This is a genomic window from Sorangiineae bacterium MSr11367 (genome assembly GCA_037157805.1).
Taxonomy (GTDB): Bacteria; Myxococcota_A; Polyangia; order Polyangiales; family Polyangiaceae; genus Pendulispora; species Pendulispora rubella.
Map to the genome: position 1 here is coordinate 13,346,044 of CP089983.1, position 15,407 is coordinate 13,361,450.

13 protein-coding genes are annotated in these 15,407 nt (G+C 66.7%); 6 read left to right on the forward strand and 7 right to left on the reverse strand.

Annotation, left to right across the window (positions count from 1 at the left end; all coding sequences use genetic code 11):
- Positions 1 to 8: 8 nt before the first annotated feature.
- Positions 9 to 674, reverse strand: coding sequence for an RdgB/HAM1 family non-canonical purine NTP pyrophosphatase (rdgB, locus tag LVJ94_52050; protein WXB05417.1), 666 nt, complete (start codon positions 672 to 674; stop codon positions 9 to 11).
- Positions 675 to 678: 4 nt separating this feature from the next.
- Positions 679 to 1,440, reverse strand: a complete 762-nt coding sequence (rph, locus tag LVJ94_52055) for a ribonuclease PH (GenBank protein WXB05418.1) — start codon at positions 1,438 to 1,440, stop codon at positions 679 to 681.
- A 141-nt stretch (positions 1,441 to 1,581) separates the two neighbouring features.
- On the opposite strand from rph, the gene LVJ94_52060 reads away from it, so the two are divergent.
- From LVJ94_52060 to LVJ94_52075, 4 genes are read left to right on the forward strand one after another with little or no spacing between them, the layout of a single operon-like run.
- Entirely contained in the window at positions 1,582 to 2,037 is a 456-nt protein-coding gene (locus LVJ94_52060) for an energy transducer TonB (protein ID WXB05419.1), read from the forward strand.
- Entirely contained in the window at positions 2,034 to 2,573 is a 540-nt protein-coding gene (locus LVJ94_52065) for an energy transducer TonB (protein WXB05420.1), read from the forward strand. Before LVJ94_52060 ends, LVJ94_52065 begins: the two co-directional genes overlap by 4 nt.
- The gene (locus tag LVJ94_52070; GenBank protein WXB05421.1) at positions 2,570 to 3,088 is read left to right on the forward strand and encodes an energy transducer TonB; all 519 of its coding nucleotides are present in this window, start codon (positions 2,570 to 2,572) and stop codon (positions 3,086 to 3,088) included. Before LVJ94_52065 ends, LVJ94_52070 begins: the two co-directional genes overlap by 4 nt.
- 13 nt (positions 3,089 to 3,101) lie before the next feature.
- Positions 3,102 to 5,453: a DUF3857 domain-containing protein gene (locus LVJ94_52075; protein ID WXB05422.1), complete on the forward strand. Its 2,352-nt coding sequence runs from the start codon at positions 3,102 to 3,104 to the stop codon at positions 5,451 to 5,453.
- Here the strand turns inward: LVJ94_52075 and LVJ94_52080 are convergent.
- The 5 genes from LVJ94_52080 to LVJ94_52100 all read right to left on the reverse strand — a co-directional run bounded on the left by LVJ94_52080 (position 5,435) and on the right by LVJ94_52100 (position 11,694).
- Positions 5,435 to 7,009 carry an ATP-binding protein gene (locus LVJ94_52080; GenBank protein ID WXB05423.1) on the reverse strand — a complete coding sequence of 525 codons (1,575 nt, stop codon included), beginning with the start codon at positions 7,007 to 7,009 and terminating at the stop codon, positions 5,435 to 5,437. The two genes, LVJ94_52075 and LVJ94_52080, sit on opposite strands and share 19 nt — an antisense overlap.
- A complete protein-coding gene (locus LVJ94_52085; GenBank protein WXB05424.1) occupies positions 7,006 to 8,148 on the reverse strand; it encodes a (Fe-S)-binding protein in 1,143 nt (380 codons plus the stop codon). Before LVJ94_52085 ends, LVJ94_52080 begins: the two co-directional genes overlap by 4 nt.
- 13 nt (positions 8,149 to 8,161) lie before the next feature.
- Positions 8,162 to 9,145 carry a hypothetical protein gene (locus LVJ94_52090; protein WXB05425.1) on the reverse strand — a complete coding sequence of 328 codons (984 nt, stop codon included), beginning with the start codon at positions 9,143 to 9,145 and terminating at the stop codon, positions 8,162 to 8,164.
- Between the two features lie 27 nt (positions 9,146 to 9,172).
- Positions 9,173 to 9,997, reverse strand: a complete 825-nt coding sequence (locus LVJ94_52095; protein WXB05426.1) for an FHA domain-containing protein — start codon at positions 9,995 to 9,997, stop codon at positions 9,173 to 9,175.
- A 92-nt stretch (positions 9,998 to 10,089) separates the two neighbouring features.
- Entirely contained in the window at positions 10,090 to 11,694 is a 1,605-nt protein-coding gene (locus tag LVJ94_52100; GenBank protein ID WXB05427.1) for a hypothetical protein, read from the reverse strand.
- Between the two features lie 260 nt (positions 11,695 to 11,954).
- Here LVJ94_52100 and LVJ94_52105 point away from each other — a divergent pair, with 260 nt between their 5' ends.
- Both LVJ94_52105 and LVJ94_52110 read left to right on the forward strand, forming a co-directional pair.
- Positions 11,955 to 14,768 carry a DNA translocase FtsK 4TM domain-containing protein gene (locus tag LVJ94_52105; protein ID WXB05428.1) on the forward strand — a complete coding sequence of 938 codons (2,814 nt, stop codon included), beginning with the start codon at positions 11,955 to 11,957 and terminating at the stop codon, positions 14,766 to 14,768.
- Between the two features lie 308 nt (positions 14,769 to 15,076).
- On the forward strand, positions 15,077 to 15,376 hold the full coding sequence (locus tag LVJ94_52110; GenBank protein ID WXB05429.1) for a hypothetical protein: 300 nt from the start codon (positions 15,077 to 15,079) through the stop codon (positions 15,374 to 15,376).
- Positions 15,377 to 15,407: the final 31 nt, after the last annotated feature.

Below are 15,407 nucleotides of genomic sequence, written 5' to 3' on the forward strand. Positions count from 1 at the left end.
TCCGCGGTTTACTCGCAAATTCCGCGAATTTGCTGCTCGCGCGCGACGATCAGCTCCGAAATCACGGGTCGCATCGCTGCAAACGCCTTCGACCGATGGCTCACCCGATTCTTCTCGTCCTCGGTGAGCTCGGCCATCGTCTTGTCCATGCCGGCGAGCACGAACAGGGGATCGTAGCCGAACCCGCCCGACCCGCGCGGGATGCTGGTGATTCGCCCTTCGCAGGCTCCCTCGACCACCTTCGGCTCCCCATCTTTCGCAAACGGGTCCACCAACGCCAGCGCACACCGAAAGCGCGCCACGTAGCTCTTGTTTTGCGCGGCCGACACCGGATCGCCCAGCGCCTCCAGCTCGTCGAGCAACGCCGCATTGTTCTCCGAGTCGGTCGCGCGCTCATGCGCGAAGCGTGCGGAATACACGCCGGGTCGTCCGTCGAGCGCATCGACCTCCAACCCCGAGTCGTCGGCAAGGGCCAGCATCATCGTGGCATGCGCCGCCGCGCGCGCCTTCTTCACCGCGTTCTCGACGAAGGTCCGCCCGTCTTCCACGACGGGCAGCGCCTGCGGCAGCACGTCGGGTAGCGCAACAATGTCGAGCGGAAGCCCCGCCAGAAGCCCGCGGAGCTCTTCCACCTTGTTGCGATTGTGGGTTGCCAAGACGAGCGTGTGCTTCACGGCCTCACCGGCCGCCCACGATCAACGCATCGAGCGAAACACCCGCGCCGGCCAGTGCCGCACGCTGCAGCCGCGTGAGCTCGGCCACGCCGGTGAGCGCCATGTCGAGCATCGCATCGATGCGCGCCCGCGGTGCCGGTGCACCCTCGGCGGTCCCTTGCACCTCGATGATCGCGCCCGACGCGGTGGCCACGACATTGAGGTCGACCTCCGCGGCGGAGTCCTCGAGGTACATCAGGTCGAGCGCGAGCTGGTCATTCTTGAGCAACCCCACGCTGGTCGCCGCCACCGGTTCGCGCAAAACGGGGCCGCTCAAGGTTCCGCGCTCGCGCAACTTGGCGACGGCCAGTGCCAGCGCCACGAATCCACCCGTGACGGAGGCGGTGCGCGTGCCGCCGTCGGCCTCGAGCACGTCGCAGTCGACGGTGATGGTCAGCTCGCCGAGTTTCTCTAGAAGGACGGCCGCACGCAGGGCTCGCCCGACCAGGCGCTGAATCTCCTGCGTCCTTCCGCTCGGCGCCTTGCCGCGTCCATCGCGGTTTTCGCGCCGCGGCGGATTGGCGCGCGGGTGCATCTGGTACTCGGCCGTGAGCCATCCTTTGCCTTTGCCCTCGAGAAAAGCGGGCACCTTCGGCTCGACCGAGGCCGTGCACAGCACAATCGTGCCCCCCGCGCGGTAGAGCACCGACCCTTCCGAAGGACGATGAAAACCGAGAACCATTTCCACGGGGCGAAGCGCATCGAGCGCACGAGCATCGGGTCGCATGGCCCCTACTTAGCGAGCCACGCGCCCCGCGTCCATCGCCGACACCGCCCTGTCGCACGAGCACCTACGTAGGCACGACCCGGCGCCACACGATTTCGCGCAACCGCCCCGCACGCCGTGCCGAATAAGACGCCAAGGGCCATGGGAACCGAAAAATCGAGCCACCGCGTCGCCGCCGCCTTGGCTTTCGCTGCCGCGTCGGCCGCGTGCGCCGGAGAAACCGCCACCGCCCCGCCCCCTTCGACGCGCCCTTGGGCGTGCTTGGCCAATGCGCCCCCGCACCCAGAGCCTCGAACCGAGTCGGGCGAGGAGATTCCTGCAAACGAGATCACGCCGCCGCGTGAGGTCCCCGCCCTTACGCGCGTGATGAAGTCGACGCTTCCTGCCGCGCTACCCGAGGGCCCCGTCTACCTCGCCGCCCGCTGCACCATCCACACCGACGGCACCGCCTCGGACTGCACCATGATCTGCTCTCATCCTGGCTACGATGCGCTCGTCCTCGAAAAGCTGAGCACCCAGCGTTACGTGCCCGCGACCTATCGAGGCCGCCCCATCGAACTCGTCTCCACCTTCACCTACCGCCTTCTCGGACCATGAAACGCGCCGCCCGCATTCTCGCCGTTCTCCTCCCGCTGGCCGCCTGCGCGGGAGAAACGGGAACCGCCCCCCCGCCCACCCTGTATGTACTTCGATGGGAGCGCGTCCCGCCCTCGGCAACGGCCGAACCGCTGCCCGAGCCCCTTCCGGGAACCTCGGGCCTCGTCACGAGGCGGGGGGTCAAACCGGAGTGCTTTGCCAAGCTATCCAATTTGCCAAAGCTTGTGCCGCGCGCCGACGGTGAGCTGCCGAATCCGAATAAGCCCGTGACGCCGCCTAGGCTCATCGCCGGAAGCGAGATGCCTATCCTTCCCAGGGAGGTGATGGTGCGCTCGTTGGAGCTCTACATCGTCCCACGGTGCATGTTGCACAAGGAAGGCTATATCTCCGATTGCAACTTCGTTTGCTCGTATCCAATCGCGGACAAGGCGGTACTCGAGAACCTCTACGGGCGGCGGTACAGTCCCGCCATCTATGACGGCGCTCCGGTGGATGTGACATATACGTTCCAGTTTCATATTACGAGTGCCCCATGAGAGGCGGGGCGCTGATGCACCGACGGCGGATCTTCACTCTCACTGTCTTCATTGCGCTCGCGGCTTGCGGAGGCGAAACGGCAACCGCCCCTCCGCTACTTTCGGCCGCACCGCTGCCCGAGCCTCTTCCGGGAACCTCGGGCCTCGTCACGACGCCGGGCGCCAAACCGGAGTGCTTTGCCAAGCTATCGAACTTGCCATTGTTGGTGCCGCACCCCGAGGGGGCGCCGCCCAATCCGAACAAGCCCATGACGCGGCCTACGCTCATTGCTGGAAGCGCGACGCCTATCCTTCCCAGGGAGGTGCTCGTCCGTCGTTTGGAGCTCTACATCGTCGCACGGTGCACATTGCACAAGGAAGGCTATATCTCCGATTGCAATTTCGTTTGCTCGCATCCAATCGCGGACAAAGCCATACTCGAGAACCTCTACGCGCGACGCTACAGCCCTGCCATGTTCGACGGCGCTCCTGTCGATGTGACGTACACGTTCCAGTTTCATATTGCGCCCCAATGAAAGGCGGACGCTGATGCTTGTCGAACACCATCGATTCAGGCCAGCGACCTACCAGGGGCGTCCGCTCCTCCTCGCGCTCATGGTCACTACGGCCGTTCTCGGGTTCGCGCAGAACGCGCAGGCCGATGCCGAGCGTACGGTGCCTGTGGCGAAGGCTCCGTCATGGGTGTCCGCTGTGGAACGGCGGGAGCATGCGCCGGGCAACGAGGTGGCAGAGCAGGGGGGCGTGATCGACGAGGTCGTCGATGATCAATATCGGGTGGACGCCAGTGTGGAACACTATGCGCACCGCGTGAAGCGCATCGTCTCGGCGGCGGGGGTCGATGAAGTCGGGCAGGTGCAGATCGAATTCGACCCGATTTACGAGCACCTGACCCTGCACCATGTGAGCATCCTTCGCGGTGCGGCCAGCATCGACGCGTTGACGATGGCGACCGTTCGCGTGACCGATGTGGAGAGTGAGGCCGATCAGCGCGTGTACAATGGTCGACGCTCGGCCCACGTGCTCATTCACGATTTGCGCGTCGGTGACGTCGTCGATTACGACTACACCGTCGAAGGGCAGAATCCCGTCTTGGGGGGACGCTTCGTCACCATCGAGCCGCTGGCGACCTCCCATCCCACGGAGTACCTTCGGGTGCGCATTCTCGCACCGCCATCGCGGACGCTCGCATCGCGTACCTCCGGGATGACGCTCGAGCCGGTTACCCGCACGGCCGATGGCATGCGCGAGCTCACGTGGGAGCGGCGCGACGTGCCCGAACCCGTCTACGAGCGGGGCGCGCCAAGCTGGTATTTCCAGCGCCCCAGGCTCACCGTGAGCGAGTTCGACTCGTGGCGCAGCGTCGCTGCGTGGTCCGTGCCGCTTTTCGAAGAGGCCGGACGTCCCACCGTGGAGGTCACCGCGGCGGCCAACGACATCGCGCAAAAGCATGCCACCCCGGCGGCGCGTGCGCTTGCCGCGTTGCGGTTCGTGCAGGACGACGTTCGCTACCTTGGCATCGAGATGGGGGCGAATTCGCATCGGCCCCACCCGGCGAGCGACGTATTGAAACAGCGATTCGGCGATTGCAAAGACAAGTCGGTCCTGCTGATCGCCTTGCTCACCGCGCTGGGCATCGAAGCCCACGCCGTCCTGGTCGACACGGTCCTCGGCGAGCACGTCGAAAACGAGCTGCCCTCGCCGTATGCCTTCAACCACGCCGTCGTGCGCATCCTCCTCGAGGGGAAACCCATCTGGGTCGACCCGACGCGCTCCTTGGAACGTGGTCCCCTCGGGGCTGCGCCGTTGCGGTACGGAAAAGCGTTGGTCGCGGCGCGTGACACCAACGCCCTCTCCACCATCGAGGCGCCCTTTCCCCGAGACCCCACCGTCGTGACGTTCGAGTCCTTTCGATTCGGCGATACCGACGGGCGCCTCGACGTGGTGCGTACCTTCCGCGACGCCGACGCGCGGGCCATTCGCCATCGCCTTGCCGGAGTACCGCGGGCCAAGATTCAAAAGCGCTACCTCGATGAATACGCCACCATGTATCCGACCATCGAAGTGCGTGAAGAGATGACGGTGGAAGACCGGCCCGACGAGGACGCCGTCGTCCTTCGGGAGCACTACGTGATGCTCAAGGTCGTGAAGGAGGGCGATTTCTCGGTGCGCGCCCACGGCATCGCCGACATCGTCGGAGCGACCCAGTCGGCCAAGCGCAACGCGCCCCTCGGCATCGAGTATCCGGCGTTCGAACATCACCAGATCGAGCTCTACACGGACGATGGGATCCGTTTCCCCGATCCACCCGACGACACCTTTCAAGATTCGGCACTCATCTTCACGGTTCGCTCCGAGACGCACGACAAGAGGGCCATCCTCGACTTCGAAGTGCGCACCCTCCGCGATTTCGTCCCGCCGAACGAGGTCGCCGAGCACATGGCCCTGGTCGACCGCATTCGCGACGCCACCTATTTTTCGTTCACCCCCTCGAACAAGCCCCGCAAAGGCACGTCCACACCACTGACATTGCTTTCGGCCATCGGTGCCCTCTTCGGCATCGTCGGCCTCATCGTCATGATTCGCCACGGCTCGCTCTCTTGGCTGCGAACGCGCTGGTCGCGCGGTCCTCGTAGCGCGGAGCCCCGCGAGCGGCGCAGCGGCGATGGTGACACCGCGGCGACGGCCACGTGGGTCCTCTCGCGCAGCGCAGCGGAAAAGCTCGTCCTCGGTCCCAAGTGCCATTGCGGTGCGCGGTTCACCGGGCCCCTTCCCGACAGCTCGTGGAGCGCCGTCTTGTTCGACGGGCGCACCATCACGTCGGCGCGCGTCGTCTGCGACGAATGCGACAAGATACGTATTCGCTATTTCGAAATCAATTGAGCCCGGCCGCGGTTGCCGCGCGGCTCGGAGGCGTGGGCCGGTGCAATCGGAAGCGCGATGCGGAAGCTGGTGCCACCCCCATCGCGCGGTTCGGCGGTGATGGCGCCGCCGTGGGCGACCACGATCTGGCGCGTGATGGCCAAGCCCAGACCGGTGCCCTCGCCCTTGGTCGAGAAGAACGGATCGAACACGCGGGGACGGATCTCGTCGGGGATGCCACCGCCGCGGTCGTTCACCCGAACGACCACGCTCAACCCCTCGGCGCGCACGACCACGTCGATGTTGCCGCCCTGGGGCATCGCCTCGCGCGCATTGCGCAGTAGGTTCAACAGCGCTTGCCGGATTTGGGCCTCGTCGAACAACGCCGGTGGCAGCTTGTCGGCGATGTCGACCCGCACGTGGCAATCGGCGCGTTCGTTCTCGGCGCGGGAGAAGCTCACCACCTCGTTCACCGCGCCGGCGATGTCCTCGGCCTCCATGCGCGGGGAGGGGAGGCGCGCCAGGCGCAGGTACTCCTCGGACAGATGCTCGAGCCGCTGCACCTCGCGCGCAATCGCCTGGAGCAGCGCGCGCGACTCACCGCGGGCATCGGCGCGGGAAGCGAGTTCCTCTTCCAGGAGCTCGATGTTCAGACCGATCGAGGACAACGGATTGCGGATCTCGTGTGTGACGTGCGCCGCCATCTTGCCGATCGCCGCGAGGCGCTCGTTGGAAAGCGCCTGCGCCTGCGCGCTCGCGACGGCGCCGACCATGCGCTCGAAGGCCATCGCCAGGTCGCCGATCTCGTCCTCGGTGGGGACCACCTCCTGCGGCGTGAGATCTCCATGGGCCACGGCTTGGGCCCGCTCGGTCACGCGCGCCAGGGGCGCGAGCAAGCGCCGCGTGTGGATCGACACCGCGACGCCCACGCCCAGGGTCAGCACTGCGAGCGCGATGAGCGCGTAGATGGCCCGCTGCTCGCGGCGTTGCGCGTCCTCGGAGATATGGTCCATCGAGACGCGCACCCGCTCGGAGATATCGCGCACGTGCCGCTCGGCGGTGTGCTCGCGGGGGCCCGTCTCGACCAGGATGCGATTGATGGCATCTTTGTCCCCCGAATCGAGCGCCGCAAACAACTGCGAGAACTGCTCTTTGTCGTCCTCGAGATCCGCCTCGATGGAGTCCAAGGTCGCCGTCAACGAGGCGGCGAGCGCCTGCGAGCTCGGGCTCCCCACGCCGGCGAGTCCCACGGCGAGCCCCTCGCGTGCTTTGGCGAAGGCCTGCGGGCGTGCATTCGAGAGAACCCGCAGCATCTCGCGGGCGGATAGCGGATTGCGCTCGTCGGGAATGCTGTCGAGCAACGCCGCCAAGGTTCCCTGGTTCGCGCGGAGCTGCCCCAGCGCGAGCGCCGCGGGCAGGTACCCGCGTGCGAGCTCCTCGCTGTCGAGCGCTGCACGGCGTTGGGCGACCACGCTCCACCCCACGGTGACGGCGAAAGCCACCACCGTCACCGCGAAGGACGCGAGCACGCGTGTCGCGATCGTCTTGCGGGGCGGGGCGACGCTCTTCCGAATCACGCAGGTCCCTTTTGCGCCGCCCGCAGGCTGCGCGCCATCCACGTGACGATGTCGTCCACCGCCGCATCGCCGCTTCCGGCGCGCCGCAGCGCATGCAGGCTCGAGGCGCAGCCGGTGACCACGCGCCCGCCGCCCGCGCGCGCATGCTCCTCGAGCCGCGTCTTCGCGATGATGCGCGCCGGCTCCGGCATGGTCACCGGCAAGAGCCCACCGGCGCCTGCGCACGTGGCGCGCTCGCGCCGCGTGTCGAACTCCGCGGGGGCCTCGCCCAAAATGCGCGTGAGCACCGTGCGCGGAGCCTCGTAGATCCCAAGCCCCCGTCCCAGTTTACAGGGGTCGTGCCATCGCACTGATTCGGTGGCAGGCTTCCCCAAGGTGGCAAAGCGCGTCGCTTCCCGCGCCGCCCACTCCACGAGCAGCGCGACCTTCGGCTCGACCCGCACGCCGATCTCCGGGTAGTGCATCCGCAGCGCAGCCCCGCACCCTGCATCCACCACGGTGACGCGCTCGAAGCGCCGCAATCGCTCGCCCATCTCGGCCGCCACGCGCGCGAAGCCCGGTGCATCTCCGGCCATGAGCAGCGGCATTCCACAGCAACCGTCGACCACGCCCACGTCTTCCCCGGCCAGGCCCCGCGCGACCTCGAGCGCGTCGCGCGCCTCGTCCCCCGCCTTGTGCAAATAGGTGCACCCTACAAGCAATCCCGTGCGCGCCCCATGGCGTCCATTCCCCAGGCGCGCCGCCGCCGCGCGCGTGCGCGCCTCGTGCTCCTCGAACCGTGCCACCGTGCGCACCGCCCCCTCGGGCGCGATCCGGTACGCGGACCATGCCGCCCGCGCGGCGTGGAGTCCCGACGTCACGTCGTTGCGGTGATCGCACGACTCGCGGCACCCGTAGCATCCGGTGCAGGCCCACGCCGGGGCGGCATAGGAGGCTTCGCGCGGGACGTCGCCATGCGCGGCGAAGTAGGCCATCGACATTTTGCCCCACGGCGTGAGCGTCTCGCGCGGCTCCGCGTTGGACACCGGGCAGGCGCTCCGGCACAACTTCGGGCAGAACACGCAGTTCTCGAGCGCCCCGCGCTGCGCTTCCAGCAGGGGCAGCGCTTTCATCGGCCGCTGATCGGGTCGTCGTTTCATCGGTTACGGCGCATCATGCCACCGAACCGGCCGAGCGCAGTCGATCGCGCAGCTCCGCCATCGCCTCGTGCGGCCGTTCCCTCTCCCGAAAGAGCTCCACCATCTTTTCGGCCATGTCCAAATTCTGCGCACGCAGCTTTCGGCCGAAGTGCTCCTCCACGTACGCCACCCCCTCCGGCGATCGCCGCCGCGCAAACGCGACCGCCATCTTCAGGGAATTGGCCACCATGCTCTTCGGTGCCCACGAACCCAGCATCGATCGCGACGTGAAGCGCACGAACCACTCCGCCCAAATCGTGGGCTTCCCATACGCGTGCCCGAGTTGCCGCGCTTCGTCGGCCGCGCGCAGCACCAGATCGAGCGCGTCTTTGTCGGCGAGCAGCTCGTCGATGGTGCCCATCACGTCGATGCCCATCATGACGGGCACGAACGTGAACGTCGTCGCCACGTTGGTCGCATGCACCCCAGCTTGCGCGCGGCTGCCGATGCCCGCCGCCTCGAACGCCTGCGCCAGCTTGTCGATCACCGGCACCCGGCGCTCCGGCTGCTCAATCAACGTCGCCGCCATCCGCGGGAGCCAATAGCGGAACGTCCCCTCCCGCTCGTAGGCCACCACCCCAGGCATGCCTGGAAAAAGCCTCCCCGGACCCAGCGCCCCATCCAAATAGGCCCGATGCTGAGGAAAAATCGGCGTCATCGTCACCACCGGCGCCTTCACCGATGCGAGCAGCGCGACCAGCCGCGCGTCGATCTGCTCGAAGCGCACGCACACGAGAACGATGTCCGCATTCTGCGGAACCGACGTCACCCGCACCGGCTCCTCCAGAAGCAGCGTCCCGCCGGCGCCGTCGACCTTCTCGATGCGCAGCGGATTCACCGTTTCGGGCAGGGAGCGCGTGACGAACGACACGCGCACGGGATCTTTCCCGCACGCCAGGCGGACCCCGAAGACCGACCCGAGCGAACCCGCGCCGACGATGGCAACGTGCAAGGCCAACCCCCCCGAACTTATCCCATCAGGGCCTCAGCGGTACGTGAAGCGCAGATCGTGGTCGCAAATTTTGAAGAGATCGCCCTCGGCGATTTGCTTGCGGGCGATGCGCTGGCCGTTGAACTCGACCCCGTTGGTCGAGCCCATGTCGACCATGAAGTAGATCCCGTTCTGGAACTCGATCATCGCGTGCTGCCGCGAGACGTTGGGGTCCTTCAGGGTCAGATCGCTCGACTGCTTGCCGCGGCCGATGACGAAGCGGTCCTTGTTGATGGGGATCTTCTCGCCCTGGTACATGACGCAGAGCTGCGGCCCGGCGTGAACTTGCGGCGGGTAGCCGTTGGACGCCATCGGCTGCTGCATATGCCCGCCCGGCCCCATGGGCATCTGGTGCCCCTGCATGGGTGGCGGCCCACCGCGGGGAATCGGCGGCGGTACGCTGCGGGCCGGCGGCGGCACGGAGCGCGGGACCGCAGGCATTTGCCCGCTCGGACCGCGCGGGGGCGGTGCGGGTAGCCCGTGCATGCCACCCTGCGTGCGGGCAGGGGGCGGCGGAAGCGGTCCCGGTGTCTGACGCGACGGACGCGCCGGCGGGGGCGGCAGACCTCCCGCACGCGGTGGGGGAGGCGGCGGCGGATAGCCTCCGCGCTCGGACGTGGGCGAGCCGCTGGGCGTGCTCGAAAACTGCGGGCGCGCTCCCGTTCCATAGCTGCGCTGCCGCGCGTACTGCTTCATCGCCTCGTTGATGAGGTAATCGACGCTGCACTCGAGCTCGCGCGCCATCTGCTCGAAAGTCTCCCAAAGCACGTCGCGGCATTGGAAGGTTCGGCCGCTCTTCTTGTTCGGATCCGAGCTCATGACAACGTTCCCGTAGTCCTCCGGCCCCCGCATCCTAACCCACTCCTAGGGTGGAGGGGCGTGTATGCATAGGGAGCCGGACAATTTAGCATTTAGGAGCCGCCGCCCTCCATCGAGGGAACGATGCAGAATTTTACAAACTCGCCGACGGTGTGGATCTCTTTCGATTCCTTCTCCGCCGAACCGGGTGCCTTGGCAACATCGCAAGACCACCCGCACTCGTCGTCTTTGTCGCACTTGGGGACGGCTTGGTTGTCGCCTTCGAGCGCCGCCACCGTCGCCACGTCGGCCTTCTTCCCTCCGTAGAAGAATCCGAGTGCCGACAGCTTGGCCCCAAGCTCGTTGCTCTTCAGATATGGAGTAATGGCCTCACGCGGCTTTTTCTCGCCGGCGGGGGCATCGAGTTTGGTGATGAGGCCACCGTAGGAGATCGGTTCGGTCATCCCCATCTTCTGCCCGGGGTTCTTGGGCAGCCGATTCATGAACTCGGGAAGATCCTTCGTCGTCATCGTGCGAAGGACGAGCGAGGCCGCGACCCAGCGCACCTTCCACTTCTTGGAGGCGTCGAAGAGCGCGTACATCTTCGGGACCGCGATTTCCTTGGGCAGCTCGCCCAAGCGGGTGAACGCGAGATCCCGCACCGCGTCCGGCGTGTCGTCGTTCTTGGCGATGTCGAACAGCTTCTCGATGTCCGCCGTGTTGTTCTTGTCGACCCGCCCCTCGAGTGCCGCCAGCGCGGCCTTGCGCCGCTCCTCGCTGTTGTCGCCCTTCGCCGCAAACCCAAGCGCGTAGTCGATGATGGGCCGGCCGCCCACCTTCTTCATCGCGGTGAAGACCTTGATGAGCTCTTGCTCCTGGTACTTCTTGACCTGCTCGGTCTGCGCTTCTTTGCTGACGTTCGCCTTGGCGCGCTTGTTGGCTTCCTCGACGAGCGGCGTTTGCTTGTTGATCCACGCCTGCGAGTCGATCTGCTTGGCGATGGTGACGAGCTGCACGCTGGCCTTCTGCTTCGTCTCGGCGTCGCCGAGATCGGCGATGAGGCCCGCGATGCGGTCGGTCTTGGACGACTCCTCTTTGAGCAAGCCCGGCAAAGTCTTCACCGAGTTGGCGCCCAGGTAGCGGAACATCTGCTCGATGCCGTACTGCTGCACGGTGTAATCGAGGCGGGCCTCCAGGTTGGACGTGGCCCACTCCGTGAGGGCGCCCGCCAGCTGCGCGCGCACGGCGTCATCCGTCACCAGCGGGGGATCGTGCGAGAGCAGGGCAAACGCCACGTCTTTGAAGGGAACGCTGGGATCGGCCGGGGTCGTCCCGTCTTCTTTTTTCGAGGGGAGCGGCTGCTTGATCTGGTTGACCAGCTCCGGCACCATCGATTCCAGCATCTTTTTGCGTTCTTCCGCGTTGAGCGCCACGATGGCGCCCTCGCGGCCTTCGCCGTTCTCGTCGACGTAGCCGTCGACCAGGTACGGGATCGCCCAGAGCTTGCCCCCGCGGGGCTTCATCTTGATGAGGGAAAGCGCGGCCTCGACGCGCAGTGGCCACGCGTACTTCGCGTGGGTTGCCACGGCGTAGAGCTTGCGCGGTCCCTGTTCCGTGCCTTCCCAACGGTGCACGTCGCTTTCGCTGACTGCGCACCCCGAAAGGCCTACACCGGCCGCGACCGCAACGAGCGCCCACGACGCGACCCACTTTTTCATTCTTCCGGTCCTCGGCATCCCGCCTCGTCCCGCCAGCCAGAAGCCAGCGCTCCATGAGAAAGCTACGGTCCGGCGTGGATGCTAATCCAGTGGGGGCAAAGATCCTAGGGGTCACACGGCTTCTGGACACCTAGGCCCTCATTGGGTTACCTGTAGGCTGACGTACGGAAATGGCGCTCCCTCTTTTCGCTCCGCGACGCGCAGGCTCGACCGGGTTACCCGAAAACACGCGTGCGTCCTCGTTCCTGGGGAGGGACGCGGTGCTTCAGCCACGCTGGCGGGAAGTCTCGGCCCTCCTTCTATGGACCACCGCCGTGTTCCTCGTACTGGGGCTTGCCTCGTACGAGCACGATCCGGCCACGGGTCAGAGCACCGGTGAGGACTGGGTCGGCCCCGTCGGTGCGGCGTGCGCCCATGGCTTGGTGACCCTCATCGGCCTGGTGGCATGGACCGTTCCGCTCGAGGCCGCGTTGCTCGGCATCCCGTTCGTGCGCGGGCAGAAGAGCACGATCACGCCAGCGCGCCTGGCCGGTGACGCGCTCATCGCGTTGACCGCCGCGGCGATGATTCAAGTGGGGTGGCCCGGGCGTCTTGCGTTTGGCCATCACGTGGCCGGCGGCGTGGTGGGCGAGTTGTTCGGCGAACTCTCTCGGTCGCTGTTCTCGACCATTGGCTCGTTCTTGGTGGGGTTCGCCTTCCTCGGGCTCATCTTGATCGGGCGCGCGTCGTTCTCGTTCATCGCGCTCATTCGGTGGCTGGTCCGTCTTGGCGAAAAGAGCGCGCGCGGTACGGCCTCGGGTGCCAAGAGCGTGGCAGAGGCCTGGCAAACGGCCCGCCAGATCGAGCGCGAAAAAACCGAGAAGGCGCGCCTCGCGGAACTTCCGCGCATCGGCGCTGCGGCGGAGGCCGAGGCGACCATCGCCGTGTTGCCCGAGGAGGCGGAGGACGACGAGGGCATCGAGCCGGCCGCCGATTCGAGCGAGCCCGCGTTGCCTGCGGAACTCGACATTGGCGAGGCGATGACCATCGACCCCGCCGAGGCCCCGAAGCGCCGCCAGCGCAAGCCGCGCGCACCGAAGGTCGCCGCTGCGGGTGCTGTGGAGGCCGAAAGCTCCCCCACCCCAACCCTCGGAGGGGAAAGTCGGCCGCAAGCGGACCTCCGGCGTCGGGGGAGGGGGCCGACGGCCGTCGCCGACGACAAGATCAGCGCGGTCGAGACGAACGTCGACAGCGATGATGCGGAAGTCGTCGAGAACATCGAGACGAAGGGCTCGCGCCGAAAGCGAGCTCCCTCCCCCCCCGGAGGAGGGCAGGGGAGGGGGGCCGAACAACCATCTGCCGGCCCCACCATCGTCGACACCTCCGCGGCCCTCGCCCGCGAAGCCCCCGTTCCCGAGCTCGAGGCTTCTCCGGCACCCGCTCCTGTCTCGCCCGCGCCGTCTCCGGCGGCCGCCGCGAAGCCCAAAGAGAAAGAGCCCACGATCGTCCCCCCAGCCCCGACGGCCCCGCCGCCGGCTGCCCCCAAGCCGCCGAAGCTCGTTCCGGCCTTTGGATCCGGCTTCCGCCTGCCCTCGATCGATTTCCTCATCGCCTCCAAGCAGGACCCGAGCCTGGCGATCGATCACGAGACCTTGCTCAAGAACGCCGAGCTCCTGGTGAAGACCCTGGGCGACTACGGCGTGAGCGGCAAGGTGGAGGACATTCTCCCGGGCCCCACCGTCACCACCTTCGAAGTCTCCCCCGCCGCCGGCACCAAAGTCTCCAAGGTCGCTTCGCTCGCCGACGACCTGGCGCTGGCCCTTGCCCGCAAGGTCCGCATCGTCGCGCCCATCCCGGGCAAGAACCGCATCGGCTTCGAGCTCCCCAACGAGCGCCGCATCCCCGTCAGCCTGCGCGACCTCGTCGAGGATCGCCGCTTCCAAACGCTCGATGCACCGCTGCCCGTCGTCCTCGGTCGCGACATCCTCGGCGCTCCCGTTTACGCCGACTTGGCGAGCATGCCCCACGTCATCGTGGCCGGTGCCACCGGCGCCGGTAAGAGCGTCGGGCTCAACGTCATGCTCTCGTCGCTCCTCTATCGGCGCACGCCCGAGGAGCTGCGCCTGCTGATGATCGACCCCAAGGTCGTCGAGCTCGCGCCGTTCGATCGGATTCCGCACATGCTCCTGCCAGTGGTCACTGACATGAAGCAAGCCGCGACGGCCCTGAAGTGGGCCGTCGACGAAATGGAACGCCGCTATCAGTTATTCGCCGACGCGGGCACGAAGAACATCGGCACCTTCAATGCATGGGTCGACCGCGTGCACCGCGGCGAGGCTCGCAACCCGGCCCCCAAAGTGGTCATCGCCAAGGACCACAATGGCTTGCCCGAGGCCATCAACCCCGACTTCACCAGCGGCGAGCAGGGGGAGGCCCCGCTTCCCGAAAAGTTGCCGCTCATCGTCATCGTGGTCGACGAATTTGCCGACTTGATGATGCAGCAAGGCAAAGATGTGGAGGCCGCGGTCGCGCGTCTGGCGCAAAAGGCGCGCGCCGCGGGCATGCACGTCATCCTGGCGACGCAGCGTCCGAGCGTCGACGTCATCACGGGCATGATCAAGGCCAACTTCCCGACGCGTATTGCGTTTCGCGTCGCCCAAAAGGTCGACAGCCGCACCATCTTGGACGAGCAAGGCGCCGAGCATCTCCTCGGCCGCGGCGACATGCTCATCAAGCTCAATGGCACGAACGAGACCAAGCGCGTCCAGTGCCCGATGATCACCGAGGAAGAAGTCCAGGCGATCACGGACTTTCTGCGCCTGCAGGGTGAGCCGGTCTACGACGAGAACATCCTCAAGCCGCGCGACGACGAGGGTGGCGGCGAGGAAGTCGAGGACGCCGAGCAGGACGCGATGTACGACGACGCCGTGCGCATGGTGGCCGATACCCGCCGGTGCTCCACGTCATGGCTTCAGCGCAAACTCGGCCTTGGCTACAACCGCGCGGCCCGCATCGTGGAGATGATGGAGCGGCGCGGTCTGGTCGGTCCGGCCAACGGCGCAAAAGACCGCGAAGTCCTCATCGATCCCATTTGACGAAGCCATCGCCAGTGTGAAGGCTGTACCTGGTCGACGATGATGAGATGCGTGTGGGAAACCTGCGCCACCCGGCCATATGCTCAACGGGACGGCGCGATAAGTCGCCCTCCCTAGTAAAAAATTCGCCCGACGTCTACAAAAATTGTAAAGACACCCTTCGAAACCCTCGACGGGTGGAAAAAAGACGCTAGACTCTGCCGGCGTTTGTGACCGACATGGCAATGAGCATGAAAAACGCTGTCGCGTACGAGCAGGACCCCCAAAACGCGCAGCTCCGCCGCAGCGGTGCAATCGGAGGATGGCGAGTGGCTGACGAAGCTGATCGCACGAGGCTCATCGGTGAAATTTCGCGTGTGATTCGGGAGCCGGCGACGCCGGAAAGTACCCGAACTGCCGGCCTCACGCTGATCGGCTGGCTCGCGCGGCGCATGCCCGGTGAGAAGCCGCACGCGCTGGGCGTTGCCGAGGCGCGCGAGTCCGAGCGGCGGCTCGTGACCGCCGTGAAAGAGCTCTGTCCTGATCGGTCCCCCGAGCGGGACTGCGGGCCCGAGACGCAGGCATCTCCGAAGTCGACTCTTCGGATTGCCCGCCGTCGGAGCCGCTGATCGCATCCAGGCCGAGCGGGCGGCGGCCAGC

Excerpts from the sequence above, each read along its gene's own strand:
- rph (WXB05418.1), bottom strand. The coding sequence starts at position 1,440 with ATGCGACCCGATGCTCGTGCGCTCGATGCGCTTCGCCCCGTGGAAATG.
- LVJ94_52060 (WXB05419.1), top strand. The coding sequence starts at position 1,582 with ATGGGAACCGAAAAATCGAGCCACCGCGTCGCCGCCGCCTTGGCTTTC.
- LVJ94_52065 (WXB05420.1), top strand. The coding sequence starts at position 2,034 with ATGAAACGCGCCGCCCGCATTCTCGCCGTTCTCCTCCCGCTGGCCGCC.
- LVJ94_52070 (WXB05421.1), top strand. The coding sequence starts at position 2,570 with ATGAGAGGCGGGGCGCTGATGCACCGACGGCGGATCTTCACTCTCACT.
- LVJ94_52075 (WXB05422.1), top strand. The coding sequence starts at position 3,102 with ATGCTTGTCGAACACCATCGATTCAGGCCAGCGACCTACCAGGGGCGT.
- LVJ94_52085 (WXB05424.1), bottom strand. The coding sequence starts at position 8,148 with ATGAAACGACGACCCGATCAGCGGCCGATGAAAGCGCTGCCCCTGCTG.
- LVJ94_52095 (WXB05426.1), bottom strand. The coding sequence starts at position 9,997 with ATGAGCTCGGATCCGAACAAGAAGAGCGGCCGAACCTTCCAATGCCGC.
- LVJ94_52100 (WXB05427.1), bottom strand. The coding sequence starts at position 11,694 with ATGAAAAAGTGGGTCGCGTCGTGGGCGCTCGTTGCGGTCGCGGCCGGT.